This window comes from Sphingopyxis sp. SCN 67-31 (genome assembly GCF_001725095.1).
In genome coordinates, this window is record NZ_MEFH01000062.1 from 1 (window position 1) to 17,897 (window position 17,897).

Annotated in this window: 15 protein-coding genes; 9 read left to right on the forward strand and 6 right to left on the reverse strand. The window is 66.5% G+C overall.

All coding sequences use genetic code 11. From position 1 onward, the window contains the following. The 4 genes from rpoD to ABS88_RS12435 all read left to right on the forward strand — a co-directional run. Positions 1–1,588, forward strand: a 1,588-nt coding sequence (gene rpoD, locus ABS88_RS12420) for an RNA polymerase sigma factor RpoD (RefSeq protein ID WP_286749884.1), incomplete at its 5' end; no start/stop codon positions are given. A 1,031-nt stretch (positions 1,589–2,619) separates the two neighbouring features. Further along, positions 2,620–2,901 (forward strand): PspC domain-containing protein, encoded by a 282-nt coding sequence (locus ABS88_RS12425; RefSeq protein WP_076076345.1) that lies wholly within the window; start codon positions 2,620–2,622, stop codon positions 2,899–2,901. 256 nt (positions 2,902–3,157) lie between these two features. Next, the gene (locus ABS88_RS12430; RefSeq protein WP_082796907.1) at positions 3,158–3,829 is read left to right on the forward strand and encodes a DUF6975 family protein; all 672 of its coding nucleotides are present in this window, start codon (positions 3,158–3,160) and stop codon (positions 3,827–3,829) included. Between the two features lie 210 nt (positions 3,830–4,039). Next, entirely contained in the window at positions 4,040–4,885 is an 846-nt protein-coding gene (locus ABS88_RS12435; RefSeq protein WP_067185272.1) for an AAA family ATPase, read from the forward strand. An 83-nt stretch (positions 4,886–4,968) separates the two neighbouring features. On the opposite strand, the gene ABS88_RS12440 is transcribed toward ABS88_RS12435, so the two are convergent. After that, positions 4,969–6,366, reverse strand: a complete 1,398-nt coding sequence (locus ABS88_RS12440; RefSeq protein WP_076076347.1) for a methyl-accepting chemotaxis protein — start codon at positions 6,364–6,366, stop codon at positions 4,969–4,971. Between the two features lie 308 nt (positions 6,367–6,674). On the opposite strand from ABS88_RS12440, the gene ABS88_RS12445 reads away from it, so the two are divergent. The 3 genes from ABS88_RS12445 (at position 6,675) to ABS88_RS12455 (ending at position 9,686) form a co-directional block, all read left to right on the forward strand. After that, positions 6,675–7,853: a vWA domain-containing protein gene (locus tag ABS88_RS12445; RefSeq protein WP_067105420.1), complete on the forward strand. Its 1,179-nt coding sequence runs from the start codon at positions 6,675–6,677 to the stop codon at positions 7,851–7,853. 161 nt (positions 7,854–8,014) lie between these two features. Beyond that, entirely contained in the window at positions 8,015–8,821 is an 807-nt protein-coding gene (locus ABS88_RS12450; protein ID WP_076078043.1) for a lipid II flippase Amj family protein, read from the forward strand. Then, entirely contained in the window at positions 8,814–9,686 is an 873-nt protein-coding gene (locus ABS88_RS12455; RefSeq protein ID WP_104959790.1) for a DUF817 domain-containing protein, read from the forward strand. Before ABS88_RS12450 ends, ABS88_RS12455 begins: the two co-directional genes overlap by 8 nt. Positions 9,687–9,692: 6 nt before the next feature. On the opposite strand, the gene ABS88_RS12460 is transcribed toward ABS88_RS12455, so the two are convergent. From ABS88_RS12460 to ABS88_RS12470, 3 genes are read right to left on the reverse strand one after another with little or no spacing between them, the layout of a single operon-like run. Next, positions 9,693–10,943, reverse strand: a complete 1,251-nt coding sequence (locus ABS88_RS12460; RefSeq protein WP_199775005.1) for a M24 family metallopeptidase — start codon at positions 10,941–10,943, stop codon at positions 9,693–9,695. A gap of 13 nt (positions 10,944–10,956) precedes the next feature. Then, positions 10,957–12,162, reverse strand: a complete 1,206-nt coding sequence (locus ABS88_RS12465) for an exo-beta-N-acetylmuramidase NamZ family protein (protein ID WP_076076352.1) — start codon at positions 12,160–12,162, stop codon at positions 10,957–10,959. Continuing rightward, entirely contained in the window at positions 12,159–12,716 is a 558-nt protein-coding gene (locus tag ABS88_RS12470) for a DOMON-like domain-containing protein (RefSeq protein ID WP_083675133.1), read from the reverse strand. Before ABS88_RS12470 ends, ABS88_RS12465 begins: the two co-directional genes overlap by 4 nt. A gap of 32 nt (positions 12,717–12,748) precedes the next feature. Here ABS88_RS12470 and tyrS point away from each other — a divergent pair, with 32 nt between their 5' ends. Together tyrS and ABS88_RS12480 are read left to right on the forward strand one after the other, a co-directional pair. Further along, positions 12,749–13,975: a tyrosine--tRNA ligase gene (tyrS, locus tag ABS88_RS12475; RefSeq protein WP_067105425.1), complete on the forward strand. Its 1,227-nt coding sequence runs from the start codon at positions 12,749–12,751 to the stop codon at positions 13,973–13,975. 90 nt (positions 13,976–14,065) lie between these two features. Then, entirely contained in the window at positions 14,066–14,407 is a 342-nt protein-coding gene (locus tag ABS88_RS12480; protein WP_067185286.1) for a PilZ domain-containing protein, read from the forward strand. A gap of 17 nt (positions 14,408–14,424) precedes the next feature. On the opposite strand, the gene ABS88_RS12485 is transcribed toward ABS88_RS12480, so the two are convergent. Further along, complete coding sequence (locus tag ABS88_RS12485; protein ID WP_234002455.1) at positions 14,425–15,600, reverse strand: iron-containing alcohol dehydrogenase; 1,176 nt, start codon at positions 15,598–15,600, stop codon at positions 14,425–14,427. A 77-nt stretch (positions 15,601–15,677) separates the two neighbouring features. Beyond that, positions 15,678–17,744 (reverse strand): ATP-dependent DNA helicase RecG, encoded by a 2,067-nt coding sequence (gene recG / locus ABS88_RS12490; RefSeq protein ID WP_076076356.1) that lies wholly within the window; start codon positions 17,742–17,744, stop codon positions 15,678–15,680. Between the last annotated feature and the right edge of the window lie 153 nt (positions 17,745–17,897).

Sequence of the window (17,897 nt, forward strand, 5' to 3'; positions counted from 1 at the left end):
GGCGGGCCGCGACACGATGATCCTCGGCCTGTGCGAAAGCCCGCTGACCTTCAACGCGATCATCGAATGGTCGAACGCGCTCAACAACGGCGACATGCAGCTTCGCGAGATCGTCGACCTCGAAGCGATGCTGACCAAGGACCCGGCGCCCGAGAATCTCGAGGACGAGGAAGAGGTCGACGGCGAGATCAGCGAGAAGAACGCCGGCGTCTCGTTCAAGGACGAGGACGAGGTCGAGGAGGAGCCCGAGGCCGACGGCGACGACGAAGAGGGCGGCGCGGCCAAGAAACGCGAAGGCTATGACGACGACGACGAGGACAATACGCTGAGCCTCGCCGCGATGGAGGAATTGCTCAAGCCAGACGCGCTCGAAAAGTTCGCGGCGATCACCAAGAGCTTCAAGGCGTTTCAGAAGCTTCAGGAAGCGCGGCTCGACGCGCTGTCGGCGGGCGGTGACTTCCCGGCAGCGTCGGAGAAGAAATATCACAAGCTGCGCGAGGAACTGACCGCGCAGGTCGAAAGCGTGCAATTCCACGGCACCAAGATCGAATATCTGGTCGACCAGCTCTATAGCTACAACCGGCGCCTGACCGCGCTCGGCGGCCAGATGCTGCGCCTGGCCGAGCGCCACAAGGTGGCGCGCAAGTCGTTCCTCGACCATTATGTCGGGCGCGAGCTCGAAGAGAATTGGCTTGACGAGGTCGGCAAGCTCGACAAGAAATGGGCCGCCTTCGCCGAGAATGAGGCGGTCGCGGTCGATCGTATCCGCACCGAGATTTCAGAGATCGCGCAGGCGGCGGGGATGAGCCTCGTCGAATTCCGCCGCGTCGTGAACATGGTCCAGAAGGGCGAGCGCGAGGCGCGCATCGCCAAGAAGGAGATGGTCGAGGCGAACCTGCGCCTCGTCATCTCGATCGCCAAGAAATACACCAACCGCGGGTTGCAGTTCCTCGACCTGATCCAGGAAGGCAACATCGGGCTGATGAAGGCGGTCGACAAGTTTGAATATCGCCGCGGCTACAAGTTCAGCACTTATGCGACCTGGTGGATCCGCCAGGCGATCACCCGCAGCATCGCCGACCAGGCACGCACGATCCGCATCCCGGTCCACATGATCGAGACGATCAACAAGCTGGTGCGGTGCAGCCGCCAGTTCCTGCACGAAAGCGGCCGCGAGCCGACGCCGGAGGAAATGGCCGAACGGCTGTCGATGCCGCTCGAAAAGGTCCGCAAGGTGATGAAGATCGCCAAGGAGCCGATCAGCCTCGAAACGCCGATCGGCGACGAGGAGGATTCGCACCTCGGCGATTTCATCGAGGACAAGAACGCCGTGATCCCGGTCGACGCCGCGGTGCAGTCGAACCTCAAGGAAACGGTCACGCGAGTCCTGGCTTCGCTGACCCCGCGTGAGGAGCGGGTTCTGCGCATGCGCTTCGGCATCGGCATGAACACCGACCACACGCTGGAGGAGGTCGGCCAGCAGTTCAGCGTCACCCGCGAACGCATCCGCCAGATCGAGGCGAAGGCGCTACGCAAGCTCAAGCACCCGTCGCGCAGCCGCAAGATGCGCAGCTTCCTCGACCAGTAAGCGCGCGCGTTCCGGTGCGGGGCCCGGGCTGAACCGCCCAAGCCCTCTCCTCTTCAGGGGGTGACACATCATATCGTGTCCCCGCGCAGGCGGGGACCCAGAGCGGCCCGACGCCACCTTGTTGCTATCCGCTCCGGGGCCCCTGCCTGCGCGGGAGCACTCGGCTGCTCGATCCGGACCCGAATTCGGATGCCCCCACTCGCGTCGTTGCGAGCGGAGCGAAGCAACCCGGGGCGGTTACCGCCCGCTCCGGATCGCCGCGCGACCTCGCCGCTCGCAATGACGATTCCGTCCGATCCATGGCCTGTGGGGATTCGGATTTCGGCACGCTGCCTCATCCGTTCGTCATGCTGAACTCGTTTCAGCATCCATGGCCGGACCTTCCCTTTTGTGCCACCTTTCATTCGAGCGCAGACCATGGACCCCCGGATCGGGTCCGGGGCAGGCTCTGAAACGAGTTCAGGGTGACGAAAGGGAGAAACCGCGCAGAACGCCAAATCCCCACAGACCATAGCCATGGGCTGCACGTTTTCGCCGCCCCGCAAAATACTCCATCAGGCCTGTTCCCCGGCGAAAGCCGGGGTCCAGATGGCGTAATATTGCCTCGCGTGGCCCCCGGCTTTCGCCGAGGAACGCTTCCTTGCCGGAAACGGACGATTCCCAACCCATTCAAGATGGCCATTGGCGGAAAGCGTCCGGCAAACCCGAATCCCCCACGCTGCATAAAGTTTCGCCCTACCGCCATGCTGCACCGCACAAATATTTTGCCGCCACGGTCTTCAAATTTTCATCTTCGCACCCCAGATAGCGACCCGCCGGATGGATCGGGCTTCATTCGCCATTCATTCTGCACCCATCAAATGGCGATCCTTCCCATTCGTTGGGAATCGATGCATCAAAAAAGGCACCGGATGGCGCATGCCAGCCCGAAAACGTCCGAAAACGGAGAGAAAGCCCGAATTGGCACGCCCGTTGCTTTGGAACGGACATGGATGGGGAACGGCCCACCGCCAGGACGAAAGACGAACAAGATGGAACAGGAAACCACCAATCTCTTCCGCCGCCGCGATACCTTCTTCGGCATCTGCGAGGCCGTGGGCCAGGACTTCGGCTTCAACCCGCTGTACCTGCGGCTCGCCTTCATCGCGCCGCTCTTCTTCTTCCCGGTGCAGACCTTCGCCGCCTATTTCGCGCTGGGGGGCATCGTGCTCGCCTCGCGCCTGATCTTCCCCGCCAGGACCGCGCCCGCGGAGACAGAGGCGGAAACGGAAACGCGCACGCCGCAGACCGAAGAGATGGCCCTCGCGGCTTGAGGGCTTGCGGGGCGGGGCCGCCCCTCTCTGGCCCCGCCCCGCTTCCCCGATCCCGCGGCGTTCCACTGGCGCCGCGGTCCCTGGGGACCGGCAGTTCCCTTGCCTGCCGGTCCCCTTGATTCTGTCCCGTGCGGGGACAGGCGCGCGGCACTTTGCCGGCGCCTCATAAACGCGACGTTTACGACGATGCTCTAGGACTGGCCTTCGCATATCCAACGGCGCGACCCGACCATCGCGCCCCAGAGAGGATGAGACGTTGAGCCAGTCGCCCCAGCAAAAGCTGCCGACGCGCGGTATCGCCGAACTGCTCGATTCGCTGGTCGCGAGCGAGGGAACGGGCGCGCATCCGCATGTCCGGTCCGGCCGCCTCAGCCAGGGCGGCGACGCGATGCGCAACCTGGCCGATGCGGTCCATTTCCTGTGCCTGCTTCACGGGCGCCACCCCGGGGTGGTCGACAGCGCGGCGCGCAAGGCGGTCGATCCGGCATCGCGCGCCTGGATGGAGGAGGCCGCGCAGGCCTTCGCCGACGAGCGCGCCTTCCTGTCGCAGGTCGCCGCCGCCGCCGGCCCGGTGCCGAGCACGCCGGGGCAGGACCAGTGCGAGGCCGCGGTCGCGGCCCAGTGCAAGGCGCTCGATATGCTCGCCGAATCGGACCGCCACGGCTGCGCGGTCGGCGCCGCGATCGCGCTGGCGCTCGACTGGCGCACGATCCGCGTCCTGCTCGACATCAGCGCGCAGCGGCTCGACCTGTCGCCGCCAGGCTGCGCGCTGCCCGACCTGCCGGGCACCGCGCGCCTCGCGGGCGCGATCGCCCAGACCCCGGCAATAGAGCGCGCGCTCACCTTCGGCGCCCAGCAGCTGCTCGCGCAGCATAGCGGGCTGTGGGACCTGCTCGCCGCCCGCGCTGCCGCGCGCACACATTCCTGAAACGGGATATCCGGACTCGTCATTGCGAGCGGCAAAGCGGGGCAACCCAAAGCCCCCCATGACGGCGCCGCTGCAAAGGCCGGGGCCACCGGCAGCCGCGCACGGTATCGCCCCATGGCCGAGCGGCGACGTGCCTGCTTGCACCCCTCCCCCGCCCCCGCTATGCCCGACCCGAGTTGACGTTCACGTTAAGGGAAAGGCAGCGAGCCGATGCGTTTCGAAGGTACCAGCGCCTATATCGCGACCCAGGATCTGAAGATCGCGGTCAACGCCGCGACGATGCTGCGCCGTCCGCTGCTCGTGAAGGGCGAGCCGGGCACCGGCAAGACCGTGCTCGCGGAAGAGATCGCCAAGGCCTTCGACGCCCCGCTGATCACCTGGAACGTCAAGTCGACGACGAAGGCGCAGCAGGGCCTCTACGAATATGACGCGGTCGCGCGCCTGCGCGACGGCCAGCTCGGCGAAGAGCGCGTCCACGACATCCGCAACTATATCCGCAAGGGCAAATTGTGGGAGGCTTTCACCTCCCCGAAACTGCCCGTGCTGCTGATCGACGAGATCGACAAGGCCGACATCGAATTCCCGAACGACCTGCTTCAGGAACTCGATCGCATGGCCTTCCACGTCTACGAGACCGACGAGACGATCACCGCCCGGGAACGCCCGATCGTCGTCATCACCTCGAACAACGAGAAGGAACTGCCCGACGCCTTCCTGCGCCGCTGCTTCTTCCACTACATCAAATTCCCCGACCGCGACACGATGGCGGAGATCGTCGAGGTCCACTTTCCCGGCATCCAGAAGACGCTGGTCAGCCGCGCGATGGACATCTTCTACGACGTGCGCGACGTGCCGGGCCTCAAGAAAAAGCCGTCGACGAGCGAACTCATCGACTGGCTCAAGCTGCTGCTGGCCGAGGACATGCCGCTGGAGGTCCTGCAGAACCGCGACGTCGGCAAGGCGATCCCACCGCTGCACGGTGCGCTGCTCAAGAACGAGCAGGACGTGATGCTGTTCGAAAAGCTCGCCTTCATGGCACGCCGCCAGGGTAGCTGAACCTCATCCCGGCGAAAGCCGGGATCGCTCGCTCTCCGGAGCCGCGCCTGTGGGGACCCCGGCTTTCGCCGGGTTGACGAAATCTACAGCTGATACGCGACCTCGACGTCGCCCCAGCGGCGCCCGCCGATCACCACCGGCATATAGACGTTGCGCACGGTCACATAATTGGTGCCGTCGCCCTCCTGCCGATAGACCGCCATGAAGAAGGGCGCGTCGCTGCGCTTCGCCGCGGCGTCGATCGCGTCGAGCAGGATGCGCCCGTTGCGGCAATGCGCGGTGTCATGTTCGAGGTCGCCGGTCGGCGCGCGCGAACAGTCGCTGATGTGTGTCGGCAGAAATCCGTTCATGTCACCCGCCGACGACATCTTCACCTCGGGATGCTCGGCGACGATGCGGTCGAACAGCGGCCGCCAGTTGGCGTCGGCCCAGTCGCTCAGCGTCGTGCGAAAGCGTTCGGGATTGGAATGCGGCACCCGCACATAGTCGGCGTCGAAAAGCTGCTCCATCGTCAGCGTCCCGGTCGCCAGCCCGCGTTCGGCGATGGCGACGAACTCGTCGCGCACCCGCGCCGCCAGTTCGACCACCGCGGAATCGCGGGGGGACACGCCGGCCGATATCACCGCGTTGAACATGCGGTTCGACACCTGCTCCATCGTCAGGATCGAATCGCGCGTCGCGCCCAGCGTCGCGCCATTCTCGCGCACCGACGCGACGACGCCGTCGAGCGCCTCGCGCACCTTGGCGCCGTTGGCATGCACCATCGCGCTCGACTGCGCGATACGGTCGCTCTGATCGTCGAGCAGCGCGACGAGATGCGTCGCGTCGTGCAGCGCGTCGGTGATCGTCTCGAACTGCGCCTCGGCGCGGCTCGACTGTTCGACCCCCGACTGGATTTCGGCGACGAGGCCGCCCGCCTCGGCCGCGAGGCTGCCGATCGAGCGGCGGATCTCGTCGGTCGCGCCGCGCGTGTTCTGCGCCAGCTTCTTCACCTCGGCGGCGACGACCGCGAAGGTGCGCCCGGCATCGCCCGCGCGCTCGGCCTCGATCGCCGCGTTGAGCGCGAGCATGTTGGTGGTCTTGGCGATCGATTCGATCGACTGGCTGACCTGCTGGACCTGTTCCATCACCGCCGCGAAATTGGTGACATGCGTGCCGAGCCGCGCGACGAGGTCGATCACGGCGCGAAACTCGGTCACCGCCGAATTGACCCGTTCGGCCCCGGCATCGAGCTGTTCGCACGCCCGCGCCGACAGCAGCTTCGCCTCGTCGGTCGAATCGGCGATCTGGCGCTGATCGGCCTCGAGGCTGACGACATATTGTTCGAGCCGGCCCAGTTCGGCGATCTGGCGATCCATCTGGTCGGTGGTACGCTTGATGCGCCCGGCCGCTTCGCTGCATCCGACGGCCAGCTCGCCGCAATCGCTCGCGACCGACTGGTCGAGGATCGGCCGGGCCGGATTGATCGGATCGAATTTCATTGCGCACTCACGTCCCTGAATGATCGCACGACCATGCCGGACATTGGTTAACGCGGCGTCAATGGATCGGAAGCGGAACGACCGCGAACATCGGGTTCGGACATCCGCTGCCTCCTTGAAGCCACAAGAGTCGATTTCGCACCCGACATGCGGGGCTATTGTGGCTTCAAGCGACCGGCCATCGACGCACCGCCGCGCATCGCGCGTGAAGTTGCGCGATTTTCCGCCGCTTTCCTCCCGCTCCCGCCCTTGCTTTCCGTAAACGTAAAGTGATTGCGCCCGCCGCCCCGACAGGATAATCCTGCCTCATGTTTTTCGGCTTTCTCGACGAGCTTCGCGCCGCGGGCATTCCCGCCAGCCTGAAAGAGCATCTGTTGCTGCTGGAGGCGCTCGACCGCGAGGTGATCGACCGCACCCCCGAGCAATTCTATTATCTCTCGCGCGCCATCTACGTGAAGGACGAGGGGCTGCTCGACCGCTTCGACCAGGTGTTCAACAAGGTCTTCAAGGGCCTGCTCACCGACTACGGCCAGACCCCCGTCGACGTTCCCGAGGACTGGCTGAAAGCGGTCGCCGAGAAATATCTGACGCCCGAGGAGATGGAGGCGATCAAGTCGCTCGGCTCGTGGGACGAGATCATGGAGACGCTGAAGAAGCGGCTCGAGGAACAGCAGAAGCGCCACCAGGGCGGCAACAAGTGGATCGGCACCGGCGGCACATCGCCCTATGGCAATTCGGGCTACAACCCGGAAGGTGTGCGGATCGGCGGCGAGAGCAAGCACAAGCGCGCGCTGAAGGTCTGGGAAAAGCGCGAGTTCCAGAATCTCGACAACACCAAGGAACTCGGCACCCGCAACATCAAGATCGCGCTTCGCCGCCTGCGCAAATTCGCGCGCGAGGGCGCGGCGGACGAACTCGACATTCCGGGCACGATCGACGGCACCGCGCGGCAGGGCTGGCTCGACATCAAGATGCGGCCGGAACGGCGCAACGCGGTCAAGCTGCTGCTGTTCCTCGACATCGGCGGGTCGATGGACCCGTTCATCAAGCTGTGCGAGGAATTGTTCAGCGCGGCGACGAGCGAATTCAAGAATCTCGAATTCTTCTATTTCCACAACTGCCCCTATGAGGGCGTGTGGAAGGACAACAAGCGCCGCTGGTCCGAACGCACCCAGATGTGGGACATCCTCCACAAATACGGCCATGACTACAAGCTGGTGTTCGTCGGCGACGCGTCGATGAGCGCCTATGAAATCAGCCATCCGGGCGGCAGCGTCGAACATTTCAACGAGGAAGCGGGCGCGGTGTGGCTGCAGCGGATGACGAACGTCTATCCCGCCGCGGTATGGCTGAACCCGGTGCCCGAGGCGCACTGGGGCTACACCCAGTCGATCAAGATGATCAAACAGCTGATGAACGACCGCATGTATCCGCTGACGCTGGCCGGCCTCGACGATGCGATGCGCGAGTTGACACGCAAGCATTGACGGAGCGCCCGAGCGGTTTCGCCGTGACGCGGCCGGGCCGATCCCCTAATCCCGTTCGTGTTGAGCGAAGTCGAGACACCCCGCGGGCGCGCGCTGCCGATGGGCATCTCGACTTCGCTCGATGCGAACGGATTCCCTGAGTCCCTGTCCCGGACGCCTCCATGCTCGACCTCCCCCTCATCGTCATCCTCCTCCTCACCGGCTTCATCAACCTGATCGGCGCGCTCGCCTATGCGGCGCGGATCGCGGGGGTGCGGACGGGGCGGATCGCCATGTCCTTCGCGCTGTTCAACATCCTCCTGCTCTTCTCGCGAACCTCGAACAGCTTTCTCGGCCCCTTCCTCGCCAAGCGGATCGAGACGCGCATCCACGACGGCACCGGCGCGCCGCTCTTCCTCGACATGCAGTTCGTCCTCGCCGCGGCGAGCATCGCGACGCTGGTCGGCATCCTGCTCGTCCCCACCGGCCAGCGCCTGTTCGCCGCGGCGATCGGCTGGTATCAGGACAACCGCTCGACGACAAAGCTCGCGCTCAAGGCCGCCAGTCCCGCCGGGCTGCGCACGCTCCGCCGGTCGTTTCGCCTTCCGGGCCTTGTGCATCTCAAGGGCTGGCACATGCCGCAGGGGATCGGCTGGGGCGTACTGATCGCCAATTGCCTCGCGCAGTCGCTGCTCGCCGTCGGCGTCGTCGCCTCGCTCTATGCCGGCTATCTCGCCCCCGAATTTCGCGTCACGGCCTCGCAACTGTCGGCGCTGATCAACGGTTTCGCGACGATCCTGCTCTTCGCCTTCATCGACCCGCAGCTTTCGGTGATGACCGACGACGCCGTCGAGGGCAGCGTCGGAGAGGCCGACTTCCGCCGCGCCATCGCGCTCATCTCGCTCAGCCGGCTGGCAGGAACGGTGCTGGCACAGGCGCTGTTGCTGCCCGCCGCGCTGCTGATCGCGCTCGTCGCCGTCCATGTCTGAACCGCGCCGCGCGCACAGCCGTTTCCACCGGGTCCGCCTCCGCCTCGAGGCGATGGCGGTCGTGCCAGGGCCGCGCGGCTGGTTCCTCGAATTTCTCGTCTTCGGTTTCAAGCAGGGCTGGGCCTGCCTGTTCGGCGGCCTGATGCTGGCGCTGCTGCTCGGCACGCATCTGTTCTGGCCCGAAGGCGCGCCGGTCCACCGCTATGACGCGATCACCGTCGGTGCGGTGCTGATCCAGCTCTCGATGTTCGCCTTCCGGCTCGAAACGCCGCGCGAGGCCGTGGTCATCCTGCTCTTCCACATCGTCGGCACGGTAATGGAATTGTTCAAGACCGCCGCCGGTTCGTGGCAATATCCCGAAGCGAGCCTGCTCCATATCGGCGCGGTGCCGCTCTTCTCGGGCTTCATGTATGCGGCGGTCGGCAGCTATATCGCGCGCGTCTGGCGCATCTTCGATTTCCGCTACACGCGCTATCCGCCCGCAGGGGCGACATGGGCGCTCGCCGCGGCGATCTACGCCAATTTCTTCGCGCACCATTGGCTGCCCGACATCCGTTGGCTGCTGTTCGCGGCGACCGGACTGCTCTTCTGGCGCTGTCAGGTGTGGTTCCGCCCGCTGCACGTCCATCGCCGCATGCCGCTGCTCGTCGGCTGGGGCCTCGTCGCGCTCTTCATCTGGTTCGCCGAGAATATCGGCACCTTCGCGCGCGCCTGGACCTATCCCAGCCAGAAGGACGGCTGGCACATGGTCGGGGTCGAAAAGCTGGGGAGCTGGTACCTGCTGATGATCATCAGCTTCGTGCTGGTGAGTCTGGTGCAGCGGCCGAAGAAGCCCGATGCCATCATCCTGACCCGTTCACCCTGAGCTTGTTCAGCCGAACGGCCTATCGATCGAAGGCGGCGGTTCGCTGAACCATTCCGGTCCACCCTCGGTCATGTGGAAGCAATCTTCCAGCCGGATGCCGAACTCGCCGGGGATGTAGATGCCCGGCTCGTTCGAGAAGCACATGCCGGCGGCGAGCGGTGTCGTCTCGCCGCGCACCAGATTGACCGGCTCGTGCCCGTCGAGCCCGATGCCGTGCCCGGTGCGGTGCGAGGTGCCGGGCAGCTTGTAGCCGGGTCCATAGCCCAGGCTTTCGTAATAGGCGCGCACCGCATCGTCGACCGCGCCCGCCGGCGCGCCGATCCGCGCGGCGGCAAAAGCGACGTCCTGCCCCTTGCGCATCTGGTCCCACACCTGCCGCTGGTGCGGGCTCGCCTTGCCGAAAACGAAGCTGCGCGAAATGTCGGACTGATAGCCGTGAACGGTCGCGCCGCAGTCCATCAGCACCACCTCGCCCGGCCGCACCGCCTGCGGCTTGCCGCTGCCGTGCGGATAGGCGCTCGCCTCGCCGAGCAGGATCAGGTTGAACTCGCCGCGTCCGCCCAGCGCTTTCGTCGCCGCGCCCATGATCGCGTCGATGTCGGCGGGCGTCATCCCCGCCTCGATGCGCGGCGCGGTGTGGCGATAGGCGGCGATGGTGATGTCGGACGCGAGTCGCATCAGCGCGATCTCGGCCGCCGACTTGATCATGCGGCAGCCCCGCACGACGGGCGCGCCGTTGACCACCGTAACGTCCGGCATCGCTTTCTGAAGCCCGTCGACCGCGAAGAAGCGCACCGTTTCCTCGACGCCGACCCGCCCCTTCGCCAGACCGCGCTTGCCGAGCCAGTTCGCCACCGCGGCGAGCGGATTCTCGTCCTCGTTCCACGTCAGCACCTCGGCCGCGACGCCTAGGCTCTCGCGCACCGACGGCTCCTCGAAGAAGGGGGTGACGATCGCCACCTCGCCTTCGCGCGTCAGCACGGCGGCGGTCAGCCGCTCGCTGCGCCACCATTCGACGCCGGTGAAATAGATGAGGCTCGATCCCGGCTCGATCAGCAGCGCATCCATGTCGTGCGCCCGCAGCAGTCCGGCCGCCTTGGCGATTCGCGCCTTGCGCTCTTCGGCGCCGATCGGCACCGCCTTCGCCGCCAGATCGGGAAGGCCCGCCGTGTCGGCGGCGATGACAGGGGCGGGCAAGGTCGCCGCCAGCCCGCCGAGCGCCGCGGTGCCCAGAAATTGCCGTCGCTGCATCGTCATTCCCCCTCGCCTTTCAGTAAAGAAGCAGGCCCGCGATCTCCTCGCGCCACGCCGTCTCGTCGGGCAGCGTCAGCGCGTCGAGGTCGCCCGGCGCCGCGCCTGCATCATCGACCCATTCGCGCAGCAACGGCGACCCGTTGATCACGTCGATCGCCAGCACGTCGTCGGTATATTCATATCGGAAATCCTTGCCGCGCCAGATCGGATAGTCCGGCCACAGCGAACGGATCGCCTTGAACGCCAGCGCCTGCACGCGCCACGGGCGGAAGGCCGCAGGATCGTACCACGGCCCATCGGCATGGATATGCACGCCGCCGCACAGGGCGCCGACATGCTTGTGAAAGGTCGGCTGGAACCAGATATCGCGCAGCTTGCACCCGCCCAGCCATTGCGGCGCCAGCCGCCGCATCTCGGCGATCAGCGCCCGCGCGTCGATGTCGGGGGCGCCGAACAGTTCGAGCGGCCGCGTCGTCCCGCGCCCCTCGCTCAGCGTCGCGCCCTCGACCATCACCGTGCCCGCATAGGCGCGCGCCATATTGACGTTGGGCGCATTGGGGCTGGGGTTGATCCAGACGCGCTCCGCGGGCCAGCCGAAGCCTGGGCCCTCGGGTTCCCAGCCCTCCATCCCGATCACGCGATAATCGACGTCGAGCCCGAAGTGGCGGATGAACCAATGCCCCATCTCGCCCATCGTCAGCCCGTGCCGCATCGCCATCGGGCCGGCGCCGACGAAGCTTTCCCAACCGCTGCGCAGCAGCGTGCCCTCGACCGGGCGGCCCGCCGGGTTCGGTCGGTCGAGCACCCAGACGGCCTTGCCGTGCGCGGCCGCGGCCTCCAGCACATAGAGCAGCGTCGTGATGAAGGTGTAGATCCGGCAGCCGAGGTCCTGCAGGTCGACCAGCAGCACGTCGAAGGTCTGCATCGACTGGCCGGTCGGTCGTCGCACCTCGCCATAGAGGCTGAAGCAGGGCACGCCATGGACCGGATCGGTGAAGTCGGGCGACTCCATCATATTGTCCTGCAGGTCGCCGCGCACGCCGTGCTGCGGCCCGAACACCGCGCTGATGGTCACCCCCGCCGCGACCAGCGCGTCGAGGCTGTGGACGAGGTCGGCCGTCGCCGAGGCAGGATGGGCGAGCAGCGCGACGCGCCGCCCTTCGAGCGGCCTGCGCAGTTGGGGGTCGGCGAGCAGGCGGTCGATGCCGAACTGGATGGTCATGGCCGTTCGGGTGCCCCAAGCGTCAGGCGAAAGCAATCGGGATGATGGAAGTCGGGTTTCCCCGGCGGATGCGCGAGCGCCCAATAGCTTCGGGTGCCGTCCAGTTCCTCGACGACGGCGGACAGGCCCAGCCGGCTGCCGCGCTCGGGATAGATGCCGGGTTCGACGCGCAGCGCATAGAGCGCATGCCCCCGCTCGCTCGTCATGTCCCAGGGGGCCAGGTCGTCGGATTTGAACAGCGAGCGATAGTCGTCGAACTGATAGCAGGCCCAGCGACCGTCGGGGGCATAGTTGAACTCGGTATAGTCGGGCTGCCCTTCCTCGCTCAGAAAGGCCTCGAAACAGCTGCTCTGCCAAAGGCCGTCGGTCGCGGTATCGGCGATGACGAGTTGTCCGTCGCCCTGCGGCAGCGCCAGCGCGTCGACATCGCCTTCGATCCCGAAGCGCAGCGCGAAGCCTTCGTCGAAAGACAGCGACACCTCCACCCACACGGCGCGCGCGGCGCGCGCCGGCGTGTCGGGATGACAGATCAGGTCCTTCCGGATGCTATCCAAACCGCAAACCCCATGCTAAGCGCGCCCGCGCTATGACCACCTACAAATCCGACCTGCTGCGCCTGCTCGACGAGCGAGGCTATATCCACCAGATGACCGACGCGGAAGGGCTCGACGCCCTCGCGGCGAAGCAGGTCGTCCCGGCCTATATCGGTTTCGACGCGACCGCGCCCTCGCTCCATGTCGGCAGCCTCGTCCAGATCATGATGCTGCGCCGTCTGCAACAGACGGGGCACAAGCCGATCGTGCTGATGGGCGGCGGAACGACGCGGATCGGCGACCCGACCGGGCGCGACGAGAGCCGCAAGATGCTGTCCGACGCGACGATCGAGGCGAATATCGCCTCGATCTTCAGCATCTTCCAGCAATATCTGACCTTTGGCGACGGTCCGACCGACGCGGTGATGGTCAACAACGCCGACTGGCTCGGCAAGCTCGGTTATATCGAGTTGCTGCAAGAGGTCGGCACCCATTTCACGATCAACCGCATGCTGACCTTCGATTCGGTGAAGCTGCGGCTCGAACGCGAACAGCCGATGACCTTCCTCGAATTCAACTACATGATCCTGCAGGGCTATGATTTCCGCTATCTGTCGCGCGAGATGGGCGTGCGGCTCCAGATGGGCGGGTCCGACCAGTGGGGCAACATCGTCAACGGCATGGAACTGGGCCGCCGTATGGACGGCACTGAATTGTTCGGGCTGACGACGCCGCTGCTGACCACCGCGGCGGGCGCGAAGATGGGCAAGACTGCCGCCGGCGCGGTGTGGCTCAATCCCGCGCAATTGTCCCATTTCGACTATTGGCAATATTGGCGCAACTGCGACGACCGCGACGTCGGCCGCTTCCTGCGCCTGTTCACCGACCTGCCGCTGGACGAGATCGCGCGACTCGAAGCACTCGAAGGCGCCGACATCAACGAGGCGAAGAAGATATTGGCGAACGAGGCGACCGCGCTGTGCCGCGGCGCCGACGCGGCAAGGACCGCGGCCGAGACCGCCGCGCAGACCTTTGAAAAAGGGCATATCGGCGGCGATCTGCCGCGCGTCGCGGCCCCGGCGGAGGGAATCGGCATCCTCAATGCGCTGCGCGATCTGGGCTTTACCGCATCGAACAAGGAAGCGCGCCGCAAGCTGGAGGAAGGCGCTGTGAAGGTCGACGGCGCGGTGATCCGCGACCCCCATCACCTGATCGTGCCGGGCGATGCGGAGGTTCCGGTGAGCCTCGGCAGCAAGAAGCACGGGCTGGTGACCCGCTGAACGGGGTTGCCGGGAACGAAGCAACAGCGTTTACCGTTTCTTCAGCAATCGGACCGATTCTATTCGGTCAGACCAGCAAGGCTTTTTGGTATGCGCAAGATCGACACGAACAAGGCCCATTATGTCGGGCTCGACCAGCGGATCGCGCCGCGCAGCGACGTCTATTGCCGCCTGCCCTTCGTGCTGCCCGACGGGCGGCAGGAAATGTGCACCTGCGTCAACATCAGCGCCGACGGCCTGCTGATGCGCTATGAGCGCGGGCTCGAGCCCGGCGACCTCGTCGTGTTCCGCATGCCGATCATCGGTCGCACCGCCGCCAAGGTCATCTGGTCGCTGGGCGGCAAGACCGGCGTCCAGTTCGAAAAGTCGATCGTGGCGGAGGATTATCTGCCGATGCTGCGCGCCATGGGTGCCCGCGGCGACGTCAACTAAGGTCGACACGCGCGACGTTACGCCGCCATCCGCAATATCTCCAGCACATCGTCCTGCGATTCGATCGGCCGCGGGTTCGACCGCAGCCAAAGGTCATGCATCGCATAGCGGGCGACGGCGCCGAACTGGTCCTCGCCGACGCCCACCTCCGCCAGCGTGCGCGGCATGCCGAGCCCGCGGACGAAGGCGTCGAGCGCCGCCGAAGCCGTGGCATGGCCGCCGCCCAGGCATTGCAGGATGCGGCGCTGCCTGCTCGCGTCATCCTGGGCGTTCCAGGCCAACACGACAGGCGACAGGATGCACGAGGTATAGCCGTGCGGCACCCCGCAGGTCCCGCCGAGGACATGACCGATCGCATGGCTCGCCCCCATCGGGACACCGGCGAGCACCGGCATCATCGCCTGCCACGCGCCGATCTGGCACTTCAGCCGCCCTTCGAGATCGCGCGCGTCGGCCTTGGCCCGGCGCAGCCCCTCGACGAGCAGCCGCAGCGCGCTGTCGGCGAGCCCGTCGGCATAATCGTTCGACTGGAAGGAGGCGAGCGTCTCGACACAATGGTCGACCGCGCGCACCCCAGTCGAAAGCCAGACCCACTCGGGCGTGTGGACGGTCAGCGCCGGGTCGAGGACGATCGCGACCGGGACCATCGCCGGATGGCCATAGCCCTGCTTGTGCCGCGTCGCCTCGTCGGTGGCGCCCGAACGCGGGTTGAATTCGCCGCCCGACAGCGTCGTCGGCACGCAGATGACGCGAACGTCGGGCCCTTCGGTGAGCGGATTCACCGCGCGGCCCTGGTCGTCGACGCGCGTGCGCAGCGGCTCGAAATCCTCGACACGCCGCACCCCATGCCTGAGCGCCAGCGCGACGATCTTGGTCGCGTCGGTCACCGATCCGCCGCCGACCGACACGATCAGGTCGGCCCGTGCTGCGCGCGCCGCTTCGACCGCGCGCAGCACGTCCGAGCGCGGTGCGTGCGGTGCGATGCCGTCGAAGGTCGCCGCATGCCGGTCGCCGAGCGCGCTCTCGATCCGCGCCACGGCGTCGGTCTGTTTGCGAAGCGAGGTCGAGGCGATCAGCAGCACCCGCCGCGCGCCCATCGCCTCCGCCTGCTCGCGGAGCGCTTCTCCCGCCGGTCGCCCGAAAACGATGCGCTTCGTTTCGGTGAAGGTCACTTCGCCCGACGACAGTTGCACTGCAGTTCCTCCATCTTCGCTCATCAGATGGTTAGGATACAAAGTATTTCCGCTCCAGCCAATGGGCGGGGAGTCGATCAGCCGCTGCGCAGGAGCGGCACCGCCGCGTCGCGCTCGAACAGATAGAGGCACAGGCGCACCGCCTCGCCGCGCGGGCCGTCCATGCCGCCGTCGCGTTCGACGAACAGGCGCGCATCGTCGTGCGCGACGGGGAGCAGGCGCACCAGTTGCTCGGGTGTCGCAAGGCGATAGTCGGCGTCGCCCGACTGCTTGAGCCCGAGCAGTTCGCCCCCGCCGCGCAGTTCCAGATCGCGCTCGGCGATCACGAAGCCGTCGTTCGTCTCGCGCATCAACGCGAGCCGCTCACGCGCCGTCTCCGACAGATTCTGCGAACGCAGCAGCAGGCAGACCGATTTCGCCGTCCCGCGCCCGACGCGCCCGCGAAGCTGATGGAGCTGTGCGAGGCCGAAGCGGTCGGCGTGCTCGACGATCATCAGGCTCGCCGCGGGGACGTTGACGCCGACCTCGATCACCGTCGTCGCAACGAGGACGCCGATCTCGCCCGCTTCGAAGCGCGCCATCACCGCATCCTTGTCGGGCCCCTTCATCCGTCCGTGGACGAGGCCGACCGCGGCGGCGCCGAAGCGTTCGCGCAGCAGCGCCGCGCGATCCTCTGCCGCCGCGAGTTCGCTCGCCTCGCTCTCCGCAACCAACGGGCAGACCCAATAGGCCTGCGCCCCGCTCGCCAGATGGCGCCCGAGCCCGTCGATCACCTCGTCCAGCCGGTCGACCGAGACAACGCGCGTGTCGACGGGCGTGCGCCCCGGGGGCATCTCGTCGAGCCGCGACACGTCCATCTCGCCATGATTGGCGAGCAGCAGCGTGCGCGGGATCGGCGTCGCAGTCATCACCAGCAGGTGCGGCGGCCGCGCGCCCTTGTCGGTCAGCATCAGCCGCTGTGCGACGCCGAAGCGATGCTGTTCGTCGACGACGACCAGCGCCAGATCCTTGTATGCGACATGCTGCTGAAAAATGGCGTGCGTGCCGACAAGGATATCGATGCTGCCGTCCGCCAGCCCCATCAGCGTCGATTCGCGCACCTTGCCCTTGTCGCGCCCGGTCAGGATCGCGAGGTTGACCGGCAGGCCCGCGAGCATCTGTTGCAAGGTCGCATGATGCTGGCGAGCCAATATCTCGGTCGGCGCGAGCAACGCCGCCTGCGTCCCCGCCTCGACTGCCGTCAGCATCGCGCGCAGCGCCACCAGCGTCTTGCCCGACCCGACGTCGCCCTGCAGCATCCGCAGCATCGGCACGTCCTGCGCCATGTCGCCCGCAATCTCGCGCCCGACTCGCTCCTGCGCGCCGGTCAGACCGAAGGGCAGCTTCAGCGCCCCGGTCAGCCGCCCGTCGCCGGCAATCGACCGGCCCTTGCGGTTGCGCAGCCCCTGCCGGATCAGCATCAGCGCGACCTGGCTCGCGAAAATCTCGTCATAGGCCAGCCGGTCGCGCGCCGCATCGTCGCGCGGGCCGGCATGCGCGCGCGCCAGCGCCTCACGCCATGCCGGCCAGCCCCGGCCGGCCAGCAGCGGTGCGTCGATCCATTCGGCGAGGTCGGGCCGCCGGTCGATCGCGACCTCGGCAAGCTGCGACAGCCGCGCGTTGGTCAGCCCCTCGGTGAGCGGATAGACGGGCTCATGCTCCGCGATGGCGGTTTCGTCCCCCAGCTCGGCGACATGATCAGGGTGCACGATCTGGCGCATGTCGCCATAGAGGTCGAGCCGGCCCGACACGCGGCGCTTTTCCCCCAGCGGGAACAGCTTGCGCGCGAGGCCGGAGGTGCGCCCGAAATAGACGAGCCGCACATGATCGCCCGCGCCATCGACGGCCTCGACACCGAAGGGCGCGCGCGGGGAGCGGCCGGAGCGATAGTCCTGCGCGGTCAGATCGACGATGATCGTCTGCCCCGCCTGTGCCTGATCGAGCCGTTCGACCGGAATACGCGAGATGAGGCCGGTCGGCAGGTGGAACAGCACATCGACGACGCGCTCCAGCCCGAGCCGCGCCAGCGGCTTGGCAAGCTGCGGCCCGACGCCCTTGAGGTCGGTCAGCGCGGCAAAGAGCGGGTTGAGGATTTCGGGTCGCATGGCTAGAGCGTGTCTAGCCTCGTCTTTCCGTTCGTGTCGAGCGAAGGAAAGCCGGCCCCTCTTCCGTTTGTGCTGAGCTTGTCGAAGCACCGTCCTTATTTTTCGGCGGCGCAAAGAAAGAACAGCCCCTCGACAAGCTCAGGGCGAACGGTG